General features: G+C 51.1%; 11 protein-coding genes and 1 tRNA gene. 7 read left to right on the top strand and 5 right to left on the bottom strand.

What is annotated here, in order from left to right:
* Positions 1 to 105 precede the first annotated feature (105 nt).
* From AC27IB_RS08785 to glpG, 4 genes are read left to right on the top strand one after another with little or no spacing between them, the layout of a single operon-like run.
* Positions 106 to 1302 carry a glycine C-acetyltransferase gene (locus AC27IB_RS08785; RefSeq protein WP_487120365.1) on the top strand — a complete coding sequence of 399 codons (1197 nt, stop codon included), beginning with the start codon at positions 106 to 108 and terminating at the stop codon, positions 1300 to 1302.
* On the top strand, positions 1299 to 2324 hold the full coding sequence (gene tdh, locus AC27IB_RS08780; RefSeq protein ID WP_296047321.1) for an L-threonine 3-dehydrogenase: 1026 nt from the start codon (positions 1299 to 1301) through the stop codon (positions 2322 to 2324). Before AC27IB_RS08785 ends, tdh begins: the two co-directional genes overlap by 4 nt.
* A 7-nt stretch (positions 2325 to 2331) precedes the next feature.
* Positions 2332 to 2643: a thiosulfate sulfurtransferase GlpE gene (gene glpE / locus AC27IB_RS08775; protein WP_487120363.1), complete on the top strand. Its 312-nt coding sequence runs from the start codon at positions 2332 to 2334 to the stop codon at positions 2641 to 2643.
* Between the two features lie 2 nt (positions 2644 to 2645).
* Positions 2646 to 3509, top strand: coding sequence for a rhomboid family intramembrane serine protease GlpG (glpG, locus tag AC27IB_RS08770; protein ID WP_487120361.1), 864 nt, complete (start codon positions 2646 to 2648; stop codon positions 3507 to 3509).
* Between the two features lie 24 nt (positions 3510 to 3533).
* Here the strand turns inward: glpG and AC27IB_RS08765 are convergent, their stop codons facing one another.
* On the bottom strand, positions 3534 to 3938 hold the full coding sequence (locus AC27IB_RS08765; protein WP_487120359.1) for a flagellar basal body-associated protein FliL: 405 nt from the start codon (positions 3936 to 3938) through the stop codon (positions 3534 to 3536).
* A gap of 153 nt (positions 3939 to 4091) precedes the next feature.
* On the opposite strand from AC27IB_RS08765, the gene ubiA reads away from it, so the two are divergent.
* On the top strand, positions 4092 to 4961 hold the full coding sequence (ubiA, locus tag AC27IB_RS08760; RefSeq protein WP_487120400.1) for a 4-hydroxybenzoate octaprenyltransferase: 870 nt from the start codon (positions 4092 to 4094) through the stop codon (positions 4959 to 4961).
* Here ubiA and ubiK read toward each other — a convergent pair.
* Complete coding sequence (gene ubiK / locus AC27IB_RS08755) at positions 4958 to 5218, bottom strand: ubiquinone biosynthesis accessory factor UbiK (protein WP_296047312.1); 261 nt, start codon at positions 5216 to 5218, stop codon at positions 4958 to 4960. The two genes, ubiA and ubiK, sit on opposite strands and share 4 nt — an antisense overlap.
* 153 nt (positions 5219 to 5371) lie before the next feature.
* On the opposite strand from ubiK, the gene rep reads away from it, so the two are divergent.
* Entirely contained in the window at positions 5372 to 7387 is a 2016-nt protein-coding gene (gene rep / locus AC27IB_RS08750; RefSeq protein WP_487120357.1) for a DNA helicase Rep, read from the top strand.
* Here the strand turns inward: rep and AC27IB_RS08745 are convergent.
* The 3 genes from AC27IB_RS08745 to AC27IB_RS08735 form a co-directional block, all read right to left on the bottom strand.
* Entirely contained in the window at positions 7384 to 9993 is a 2610-nt protein-coding gene (locus tag AC27IB_RS08745; protein WP_487120355.1) for an EAL domain-containing protein, read from the bottom strand. The genes rep and AC27IB_RS08745 overlap by 4 nt on opposite strands.
* A gap of 167 nt (positions 9994 to 10160) precedes the next feature.
* On the bottom strand, positions 10161 to 10553 hold the full coding sequence (locus tag AC27IB_RS08740; RefSeq protein ID WP_296047305.1) for a c-type cytochrome: 393 nt from the start codon (positions 10551 to 10553) through the stop codon (positions 10161 to 10163).
* Between the two features lie 164 nt (positions 10554 to 10717).
* Positions 10718 to 12049, bottom strand: coding sequence for a hypothetical protein (locus tag AC27IB_RS08735; protein ID WP_487120353.1), 1332 nt, complete (start codon positions 12047 to 12049; stop codon positions 10718 to 10720).
* A 177-nt stretch (positions 12050 to 12226) separates the two neighbouring features.
* Between AC27IB_RS08735 and AC27IB_RS08730 the strand changes: the two genes are divergently transcribed.
* A tRNA-Arg gene (locus AC27IB_RS08730) sits at positions 12227 to 12303 on the top strand.
* Positions 12304 to 12386 lie beyond the last annotated feature (83 nt).

Raw genomic sequence — 12386 nt, 5'->3', positions numbered from 1 at the left:
GCGTGGGGAGAAACATCCGGCCAGGCGGCCCGGCATAGGCAGTATCACAGCCTCTTCGGTACAATACGCCACTTTTATCAAACCCATTCGGCCAGGAGTGCTCGCATGTCAGCATCTTTTATTTCTCATCTCGAACAACAGCTTAACGCCACCCGTGAGGATGGGCTGTACAAAGTAGAGCGGGTGATCACCACCCAGCAACAAGCCGACATAGCAACGCAAAGCGGTGACCACGTGATTAACTTTTGCGCCAACAACTATCTGGGCCTGGCAAATCACCCGGCGCTGATTGAAGCGGCGAAGGCGGGGTTAGAGTCGCACGGCTTTGGTATGGCTTCTGTGCGTTTTATCTGCGGTACGCAAGACATCCACAAAGCACTGGAAGCCAAAATCAGTGAGTTCCTGGGCACTGAAGACACTATTTTGTATCCGTCGTGCTTCGATGCCAACGGCGGCTTATTCGAAACCTTATTAGGCCCGGAAGATGCGATTGTTTCGGATGCCCTTAACCACGCCAGTATCATCGACGGCGTGCGCCTCAGTAAAGCCAAACGTTACCGCTATGCTAACAACGATATGCAGGCGCTGGAGGAACAGTTAAAGCAGGCTCGCGAAGACGGCGCCCGGTTTATCCTTATCGCAACCGATGGCGTATTTTCGATGGACGGTATCATTGCCAACCTGAAAGGCGTTTGTGACCTGGCCGATAAATACGATGCCATGGTAATGGTAGATGATTGCCATGCTACCGGCTTTCTGGGTGACAATGGCCGCGGCAGCCATGAATACTGTGACGTACTGGGACGGGTTGATTTGTTTACCGGTACCTTAGGCAAAGCGTTAGGCGGTGCTTCAGGTGGTTACACTTCGGGCAGTAAAGCGGCAATTGAATGGTTACGCCAGCGTTCGCGTCCGTATCTGTTTTCTAACTCAGTGGCGCCGCCTATTGTGGCCGCTTCGCTGAAAGTGTTCGATATGATGGCCGATGGCCACGACTTGCGTGCCCAGCTGTGGCGTAACGCCGAACACTTCCGCAACCGCATGACCGAGGCCGGATTTACCCTGGCAGGCAAAGACCACGCCATCATTCCGGTCATGCTGGGGGATGCCAAACTGGCCAACCAGATGGCCGAAAAGCTGCTCGAAAAAGGCATTTATGTTATTGGCTTCTCCTTCCCGGTAGTGCCTAAAGGCCAGGCGCGTATTCGTACTCAGATGTCGGCTGCTCATACGCTGGCGCATGTTGATAAAGCCGTTGAGGCATTTATTGAAGTGGGTCGTGAACTGGGAGTCATTGCATGAAGTCGTTGGTAAAACAGCAGCCAACCCGTGGTATCTGGATGCTGGATACCGATAAGCCGGTAATGGGGCATAACGACCTGCTGATCAAAATTCGTAAAACCGCTATTTGCGGTACCGATATGCATATCTATCAGTGGGATGACTGGGCGCAGAAAACCATTCCGGTACCCATGGTGGTTGGCCATGAATATGTGGGCGAAGTGGTCGACATGGGCCAGGAAGTACAAGGCTTTAAAGTAGGCGACCGGGTATCTGGCGAAGGCCATATTACCTGCGGTCATTGCCGCAACTGCCGGGCAGGCCGACGTCACCTGTGCCGCAATACCGAAGGTGTGGGCGTAAACCGTGCCGGGGCTTTTGCCGAGTATCTGGTGATCCCGGCGTTTAATGCGTTTAAAATTCCAGACAATATTTCAGACGACCTGGCGTCTATTTTTGACCCCTTTGGTAACGCCGTGCACACCGCGCTATCGTTTGATTTGGTGGGCGAAGATGTGCTGATTACCGGCGCCGGCCCCATTGGCATTATGGCGGCTGCCGTTGCCCGTCACGTAGGCGCGCGACATGTGGTGATCACCGATGTAAACCCTTACCGGCTTAAGCTGGCGGAGCAAATGGGCGTTAGCCGCGCGGTAAACGTTGCCGAGGAGTCACTCAAAGACGTGATGCAGTCACTGGGCATGACCGAAGGCTTTGACATCGGCCTAGAAATGTCTGGAGTCCCGGTTGCCTTTCGCGATATGCTCAATAACATGAACAACGGCGGTAAAATTGCCATGCTTGGTATTCCGCCGCAGGACGTCGCCATCGACTGGAATCAGGTTATTTTTAAAGGCCTGGTGATCAAAGGAATATACGGCCGGGAAATGTTTGAAACCTGGTATAAGATGGCGAGTTTACTGCAAAGTGGCCTGGACATTTCCCCCATTATTACGCATCAGTTTGCTATTGATGATTTTCAGCAAGGCTTCGATGTAATGGGCTCCGGAGAGTCAGGAAAAGTCATTCTTAACTGGCAATAAGAGTATTATGCAACCATTCCAACACATTTCTATTGCTGACGTTGCCGAACAGAAAGACGATTTGGTTATCGCGGATATCCGCGATGCCGGATCCTTTCAGGCAGCTCACATGGCAGGCGCGATAAACCTGTCGAACGACAATCTGGCTGCGTTTATGGAAGCCACGCCTAAAACGGCGCCGGTCGTGGTGGTGTGTTACCACGGCGTAAGCAGCCAGCAAGCCGCGCAGTTTCTGGCGGGGCAGGGCTACGAAAAGGTATACAGCATGGACGGTGGCTTTGAGAGCTGGCGTCTGGGCCAACCGGTGGTTAACGACTAGTTGTGGCAAAACCACTGATTGCAATCAGTCAGCTACGCTATGCTGACTCGCTGGCCAGTTACCTGAAATCCCAGCAGATCCCGGTGCAGGTTCATCATGTCCCTGAGGAAGACCAGTATCTGCTGGTGCTGGATAACGACGCTGATCACGCGCGCGCCATGGAAATTTGCCAGGCGTTTATTCAAACCCCCAATGATCCCATTTATCAGCAGGCGGCCTGGCAGCATTCTGATCGCACCGACGTACCGGTAGAGCAGGGCAAAGGCAACAGTATACGCCGCTGGCTGGTGTCATTGCGCCGGGCACCGGTGACCGGCATTATTCTTATTCTGTGTACCCTCATTTTCGCGGCGTCACTGGTTGGATTATTCCAGCCTATTGCTGCCGCACTGATGATTATGCCGCTTGGCAATCTGTTGCAGAATCATGAATGGTGGCGCCTGCTAGGGCCTGCCTTTATCCATTTTAGTGTGCTGCATTTCATTTTTAACCTGCTGTGGTGGAGTATGCTCGGCTCGCAGGTAGAGCGACAGTTTGGCAGCAGCTTTATCATTATTTTGTTTGTGGTGACCGCACTGGTGAGTAATCTGGCACAGCTACTCGTGTCGGGGCCTAATTTCGGCGGGCTTTCTGGTGTGGTGTATGGCCTGGTGGGCTTTGTGTGGATAACCGGCTGGTTACGACCGCAGTGGGGGCTCTATCTGCCCAAAGCCATTGTTGGCTTTATGCTGGTCTGGCTGGTGTTAGGCTTTGCCGATGTGCTATGGGTTAATATGGCCAACGCAGCGCATACTGCCGGCCTGATCTCTGGCTGCGTGATGGCCTGGCTGCTTACCCTGGGAAGCGGTAAACCGACTTCCCGGTAATTCACCAACCATCCAATCAGGCCGTTATTTTTGATGCAGGTACTTGGTAAAGATGATCTCTTTAATCACCTTGGCGCCGGTTTCCTGCAGCATATGATCCTGCAGGGCGGCCAGCACCGCGCGGCGAATATCTTCGCGGCCGGTGAGTGATTTCACCTTCTCTTCCGGCTGGCGGCCAAAAATCTCAATGGCAGTCGCACGCAACAGCGGCATGTGGTGCTCTACCAGTTCGAGCTGGTCAACATCAGACACCATAATTTCGATCATCACCCGTACATAGCCCAGTTTGGTGGCATTCGGACCCAGATAGTTCGTGACAATCTCAGGCTCAATACCAATGTAGGCATAAGACGGTTGCTCTTGTGCTGTAGCATTTGAAAAAGGCGAAAGAATGCCAAGCAACACAATCAGCCGAAAAAACTGCTTCATTAAGGTTATCCATAAAATTCAATTAGCTAAATTCTAGTTGAGACAACCATTGCGCACAACCTACTTTAGACTAAAGGCCCACGGTGGATTGTCTCGGCAATGCTGCAAATGCTAAACTTCCGGCGTCTTCACTGCGCGCTGGTATGCCAAAACATGACGCTGACCCTGCAAAATTTTCCTCACTACGCCAAACTCATGCGGCTCGATAAGCCCATTGGGATCTATTTACTCCTGTGGCCAACGCTGTGGGCATTAATGCTCGCCGCAGGTGGTATGCCGCCGGTAAAAGAACTGATGTTATTTGCGCTGGGGGTAGTGGTGATGCGTTCGGCAGGCTGCGTTATTAACGATTACGCCGACCGGCATGTCGACGGTGCAGTAAAGCGCACCAATGAGCGCCCGCTGGTAGCCGGGCATGTCACCGAACGAGAAGCTTTACAGCTGTTTGGCGCGCTAATCCTCGTGGCGTTTTTAATTGTGCTGCAGCTGAGCTGGCCGACTATTTTATTGTCTGCGGTGGCGCTGCTGCTGGCATCGGCTTACCCGTTTATGAAGCGTTATACTTATTTGCCTCAGGCTGTGTTGGGCGCTGCCTATGGCTGGGCCATTCCCATGGCAGTAATGGCGGTAAGAGGCGATATCCCCCAGTGGGGCTGGCTGTTATTCATTGCCAACCTGCTATGGACTATTGCTTACGACACCATGTACGCCATGGTAGACCGCGATGACGACGTGATTATTGGCGTTAAGTCGAGTGCCATTTTGTTTGGCCGCATGGATAAACTGATTGTGGCACTGCTGGAGGTGATAACCCTGCTGCTGCTGGCAGCCGTGTTTATGCTCAACAACCTCGGGCTGTTTGCCTATTTAGGCCTGGTGGGCGCGGCTGCGTTGTTTATTCATCAGCATTACAATATTCGTCACCGCCAGCGCGAGGCCTGTTTTAAGGCCTTTTTAGATAATCACTATGTTGGCTTAGTGGTTGCGCTGGGGCTGATTGTGGATTTAATTCTGCTGAACTAAGCGTCTTTACTGGCCGCTTGTTCGGCTTCCAAAGCCGCCAGGCGGACTTCCATGGCTTCCAGCTTTTCACGGGTTTTGATTAGTACCTGGGTTTGAATGTCAAACTCTTCACGGGTAACCAGATCGAGCTTGGATAATTGCGCCTGCAGGACCTGCTTAATTTTACCTTCGGCTTCTTCGGCCATGTTTTTTACGCCGGGGGGAACCGAATCGGCAATCTGGCGTGCAATATCTTCAAGTTTTTTAGGATCTAACATGGCTTTTCCTTGGCAAATACATAAATTGGCCGGGTTATTCTAAAACACTTCCACCGCGATGCAATACAATCAGTACTCGGATTCTGGGCATGGGTCGATTACAATACCGCTTTTACCGTTGCCAATCCCTTTTGTTGTTGAGAATACCCATTAATGAAGCTTAATCCCGCCCAAGAATCTGCTGTTACCTTTGTATCCGGCCCCTGCCTGGTACTCGCCGGTGCCGGCAGTGGCAAAACCCGGGTGATCACCAACAAAATAGCGCACCTGGTGCGCCAGTGCGATATGCCGGCGCGCTACATAGCGGCGGTTACCTTTACCAATAAAGCGGCGCGGGAAATGAAAGAGCGGGTAGCGCAAACGTTGGGTAAAGTGGAAGCCCGTGGCCTGAAGGTGTCAACGTTCCATACGCTGGGCTTAAATATCATCAAGTCGGAAGTAAAGGCGCTGGGCTTAAAAGCCGGTTTTTCGTTGTTTGACGACAAAGACAGTATGGCACTGCTAAACGACCTGACCGCCGACACCCTCGACGGCGACAAAGATCAGCTCAAGTTACTGCAAAGTTGTATTTCTAACTGGAAAAACGATTTGTTAACCCCGGAGCTGTTGCTGAAAAGCGCGGTTAGCCAGGGGGAAAAAGAATTTGCCGAGTATTATCAGCAGTATCAGAACCATCTGCGTGCCTACAATGCGCTGGATTTTGATGATTTAATTATGCTGCCCACCCTGCTTCTCAAAGTGGATGAAAAAGCCCGCAGCAAATGGCAAAACAAAATTCGCTATCTGCTGGTGGATGAATATCAGGATACCAACACCAGTCAGTACGAGCTGGTAAAACTGCTGGTGGGCGAACGTGCGCGGTTCACCGTGGTAGGCGATGACGACCAGTCGATTTACTCCTGGCGTGGTGCCCGGCCGCAAAACCTGAGCTTATTGCAGGAAGACTTTCCCCGTTTAAGAGTGATCAAGCTGGAGCAAAACTACCGTTCCTCCGGGCGTATTCTGCACTGCGCTAACATTCTTATTCAGAACAACCCGCACATGTTCGACAAAACCCTGTTTTCGGCGCTGGAATACGGTGAGCCGTTGCGGGTGTTAATGGCGAAAAACGAAGAACACGAAGCCGAACGGGTAGTAGCCGAACTGCTGGCCCATAAATTTACCAAGCGAACGCAATTTAAAGATTACGCGATATTGTACCGGGGTAACCACCAGAGCCGCTTGTTTGAAAAGCTACTCATGAGTAACCGTATTCCTTACAAAATCAGCGGTGGTATGTCGTTCTTTGGCCGTACCGAGGTAAAAGACATCATGGCTTACCTGCGACTGCTGGTAAATCAGGATGATGACAACGCCCTGCTAAGGGTGATCAATACGCCCAGCCGGGGGATTGGCCGCGCCACGCTGGAAAAACTCGGTAACTTCGCTAACGAGCTGGGTGTGTCGATGTTTGAGGCGGCCTGCCACGACAACCTTAATTCGGTGCTGAGCGGTAAAGGCTATTTAGCGGTGCATAACTTTGCGCGCTGGATTGTGTCACTCTCCGACGAAGCGGTACGTGGCGATACAACAGCGGTACTCAGAAACATGATCCGCGCCATGAGCTACGAAGAGTGGTTATATGAGCACAGCACCAGCCCCAAAGCCGCTGAAATGGGCATGGCCAACGTGAGTACCCTGTTTGGCTGGGTAACCGACATGCTCGAAGGCGACGAGCTGAATGCGCCCATGACCTTGCCAGAGGTGGTCAACCGCCTAATCTTACGCGACATGATGGAGCGCGGCGAAGAAGAAGCCGAAGCCGACCAGGTGCAGCTAATGACACTGCACGCCTCAAAAGGTCTGGAGTTTCCCATTGTGTTTCTGGTGGGCATGGAAGAAGGCCTGCTGCCGCACCAGAGCAGCATTGATGAAGACAACGTAGAAGAAGAGCGCCGCCTGGCCTATGTTGGGATCACCCGTGCCCAGCGCGAGCTGATTTTTACCTTGTCGAAAGAGCGCCGTCAGTTTGGCGAAATTATTCAGCCTGAGCCCAGCCGTTTTCTGTATGAATTACCTACCGACGATCTGGAATGGGAAGAGAAAAAACGCAAGGCAACGGCTGAGGAGCGCCAGCAAAAAGGCCAGGCCAGCATTGCCAATATCCGCGAGATGCTGGGTAAGTCTTAGGCGCTCGACTGATTGAGTGCCGGCAGTAACTGCGAGCTTTCCAGGTACTTGCCCTGGCCGTAAATACATTCAATTTCGGTTAATGCCTCAAGCTGCGAATAGCTGTCGATCCCTTCGGCAATCACATCGAACTTGAGGTGACCGGAAATCAGCATGACCGACTGAATAAGCTTTAAGTTGCGCAGTGAGCGCGGCAGCGACTTAATAAACCGGTGATCAATCTTGATGTAATCAAACGGGTAAGAAAACAAATAGCTCAGCGAGGCCAGGCCGCTACCAAAGTTATCCAGCACCAGTGTGACACCGGCACGTTTAAGCTTTTTAATGGCGGGTAAAATGTACTGTGAGCGCCGGTTCAGATCGTTTTCATCAAACTCAAATACCAATGCGGCAGGCGAGACGCCCGCTTCGCTGATGACATTCAGAATTTTCTGTACCAGCGAGCTTTGCAACAAATGGTTAATCGACACATTTACGGCAATTTTCGGCTCGTAGTCAACCAGCCCGGCATCCGGCCAGTTGCCGAGTAATTCACAGGCCGCACGTAACTGGTAGAGATCAAGCTCCAGAATCAAACCACTTTGCTCCGCTACCTGACGGAACTGTTCGCGGGAGATTTTGCCCAGTGTTGGGTGGATCCAGCGCACGTAAATCTCGTGATACAGCGGCTGCTTGGTATTGAGGTTGATAACCGGTTGCAGATAGCACTCAAACTCCCTGTCGCGCAGTGAACGGCGAAACTCGTTTTCCAGCTCCAGTTCTTCCAGCAGGCGCTCACGCATACTCTTGTCGAATATCACCAGTCGGCCACGGCCCAGCGACTTGGCCTGATACATGGCAGCATCGGCATCGCGGATCACCTCATCGGCGCTGCGGTAGTAGGTTTCCACATGGGCAATACCGATACTCGCCCCGGAATACATTTCTTTGTCGTCCAGAATAAACGGCTCTGAGATAGAGTCGATAATGCGCGCAGAAATCTCTTCCACATCAGAAGTAAAATCAAAGTTATCCAGCAGCAGCACGAATTCGTCGCCACCGTGTCTGGCCAGTAAGTCGTGGCCCCGGATACACTTGGTAATACGTTTCGACACCTCAATTAAAAACTCATCGCCGGCATGGTGACCAAGGGTATCGTTAATAATTTTAAACCGGTCTAAGTCGATAAACAGTACGGCAAACAGGTTTTCCGGACGGCGCTGCTTATTGGCAATGGCCAGTTCCAGGCGGCTGGCAAACATCGAACGGTTGGGCAGGTCGGTGAGGGTATCGTGGTGCGCGTCGTGGATCAGCTTAAGCTCAATTTCCTTACGCTCTTCTATTTGCTGACGCAGCACATCATTGGCCCGGTTAAGTTCGGTAGTGCGCTCTTTTACCCGTTCTTCCAACTGCTCGCTGTAGGCATGCATGGCTTCAGCCCGGAATTTACGCTCCAGTGCCACGGCAATATGGTGCGACACAAAGCGCATCAGCTCTAAGTCACGAGGCGTGTATTTGGCCGACTTACCATAGGTTTGTACAGCGATAACACCGTAAACCTCGCCATCGATAATCAGCGGCGAGCCCAGCCAGGAGTTAGCCTGTTTTAATATACGCTGAGCAACCGTCACGTCGATTTCGCCGTCTTCGGTAAGCGATAAAATACGCGACGGATCAATCAGTTCTGCCTGACCCCGGCGAATAACAAATTCAGTTAAGCCAAAGCCTAAGGGGCGGGTACCCGGCGCTTCGTCCTGGGTATCGCTGAAATACGGGAAGTTCAGGAACTGCTTTGTGTCATCCAGAATGGCTATATAACAGTTAGGCGCACTTATCAGCCGGGCAATAATTTCATGCAAGCTGGAATAAAAGGAGTCCATATCGCGGCTGGCGTTTGCCGACAGCTCAGAGATTTCAAACAGTGCCTGCTGCAGCGCTTCCACTTTCTGGCGCTCAAGAATTTCTTCTTGTAGATCGTCGTTTATCTGGCGTAACTGGCGGGTACGTTCACGAATAGTGCGCTCGGTAAGCTCGCGGTTTTTCACCCGGTCGACGGTGGTAACAATATGCTGGGAGACAAACAGCAACACTTCCAGATCTTCCTGGGTGTAACTTACGTTATCGTCGTAGGTTTGTACTACCATGGCCCCAATGACCTGGCTACCGCGCTTTAACGGTACACCTAACAGCTGGTGGGGCTGACTGCCAATCAGCTCAACTTTAACGTCTTTATCAAACTCGTCCTGGTTTTCATTTCGATAGAAAACATGATTACCCGACTCAAGAATATAACCGGTAAGGCCTTTCTTCAGTTCTTCGGCGGGCAGTTGTTTAACGACCTGTTCGTCGAACTCATCAACAAAATAGGCCATGTCCACCATAGTGGTATCAGGCGAGTAAAAGGCAACAAAGAAGTTTTCCGCATCCATAAAGTCGGCAATGATTTCATGAATAGCAGGGTAGAGGCGTGACAGGTTGCTAACGGAACTGGCCAGCTCTGATATATTAAACAGCGCTTTTTGAACTCTCTCAGCACGTTTGTATTTATCAGTTAATTGCTGCAGCTGCGGGATAAGCTCTCTTAATTCCGCTTCTGACAACTCATATTTTGTGGACTCAGATGACATAAAAAAACAGCAGCCGGCAATCCGCTAGAGTAAAACGAATAACTTACTCTATTGTGGCTAATTTTGCCAGAGCTTTGGAGGGAATGTACTCACCAACAACCTGCTGTTTTGGTATCGAAATGCGCCGAAGTTGCGCAAAACATGCAGGTTGTTAGTGTTACCGAGCGTTATAGCTCTTCGGTCATGTACTCAATGGCTGCTTTGATATCGTCATCGCTACAGCTGGCACAGGTACCACGAGGCGGCATTGCATTGAAGCCGTTAATCGCATTAGCTAATACAGCGTCTAAACCTTTTTCCAGGCGAGGTGCCCAGTCAGCCGCGTTGTTTACACGAGGTGCACCCAGTACACCAGCAGCGTGACAAGCAACACAAGCTTTGTTAAATACGTCTTCACCCGACAATGCACCCGCTGGTGCAGCGGCCGCAGCGCCTGCAACGTGCACAGAGCCAACTGGCTTAATACGCTCTTTGATCGCCTCGTCTGACATTTCCTGAGCGTTTACCGCAAAAGCTGCCAGTACTACAGCGCCCATACCTAACCACGTTTTTAATTTCACAATCGTCTCCAGGCAATTTTGGTCTGAAAAATAAATAATCCGCATGATTATAAAGGTTAATCCAGCCGCGACAACTGTTTGAGACTAATTGATTAGTCCTTATCCGACAAAAAGCTAATAAAAAGCGCTGTTTTGGCCGGTTTGTCGCTTACGTGCATCCATTTTTACTGAGTGGCGGGCAATTCAGATGACTTTTCGCCCAGTAATTGCGCCATGGCAATATTCAGCAACTGTTGCATTTTTTTGCCAGCGCGGCCAACACCGGCTTCACTGTTACCTTCTACCTCAGTTTGAACCGCCAGGGTAAACTCCCGCGCGGGGCTTTCATTAAATAGCAGCACCACATGAGCCAGTAATACGGTTTCGCTTTGGCCGCGTGTTTCGCTGGGCCCGGCGCCAATTTTCTGAAAAATGCGCCATCTGCCGCCAGTCTGTTCATCCAGAACCTCATTTGCCGAGGCATTAGAGCCTGGTGCCAGCGCATCAGCAATGGCCCGGGCCAACAGAACGCCGATACCGGCCTGCATACCGCCAGCATCGACCACCGAATTACTGTGGCCATCACCGTATAACAGCATTTCAAGGTGAGAAGGCATAAAGCCCGGTAAGCGGGTCTGTGGCTCTGAATTATGGGTAACCAGGCGTTTTAAAAACTCGGCCTGAGCTAGCGTTGTCATCGGCTTATTGCCGGTTAAGCCGCACTCATCACAGCGGTAAGCCTGATAAAAAGGATCGTCACTGGCTTCTTCAAACGACTCCACCGTCAGCTTTTCTCGTAAATCGAACCGCCAGGCAGCTGAACTCGGAGCAAACGCAGTAGGGCCATAGGCACCCCGAAAGCGAATAGCCGGATTATTCATATTAAGCCATTTATCATGAAACAAGCCGGTTAAAAATTCCCGCCCGGCAATATTCGCAAAGTAGGTGGCTATAGCGTTGGAGTTGCCATCTGCCTTACCCGACGGCGCATAACTGTTAATACTGGTGATCAGATCGCCCAGCTTTACATCACCCACCAGAGTTGAAGCACTCACTGCCCGGCCAATCGTTGTCAGCGCCCCGGCAAAAGCCATAATTTTAGAAGAGCTCCAGGGCTCATAAAGTACATCCTGGGTATTGGCGTTAGCCAGATAACGGTAACCCGTGCCATCGGGCGTAGCGCCAAAATCAATCAGGGTAATTTTGCCCAGTGAGGCAGGGATAGTAAAATAATGCCAGTTGCTCGCGACCCGTTCTTCCCAACCGGCAGAAGTGCCAGATTGCGCAACAGTAAAATACGCCGGGTTAGGCTCAGCACGAGTCATCGACCTACCGGGCATCAACCAGGCATTACAATCGGGTTTAACGCAGCCTGGCTCAAAGGGCTGTGGTAATAGCGGCGGGGCGCTAAATACGTTATGGTAAAAATCCAAATCACTTTGCTCATCAGCCAGCGCACAAAGTGAAACCACAGCGCTTAGACAACCACACAAAATAACCCGCCAAATTCGAGACATACACTTAACATCCTTTATTGTTAAAACCAGACTAAGCCAATTCAGAACGTGAAGCAAAAGCCAAATTTGGCGGTTTTTTAAACATCAACACCAGCATTTTCATTTTTTACTGTAAATTAACCAGATGAACTCCTATAATGCGCCACTCAAGACGGTTCCTTGCCGTTTGCAAAGTACGCACCCGTAGCTCAGCTGGATAGAGCGTTGCCCTCCGGAGGCAAAGGTCATAGGTTCGAATCCTATCGGGTGCGCCATTTTTAAATGGCTTCAGCCCGATTCTCTTCTTCTAAAAATTCTCTTTTTGAAATATGTAGCATGCGACGCGGACCAATATTTG

It is taken from the genome of Alteromonas sp. 4NH20-0104 (genome assembly GCF_057547795.1).
The sequence above is the reverse complement of the archived record's forward strand: the minus strand, read 5'-3'. Positions and strand labels throughout refer to the sequence as shown.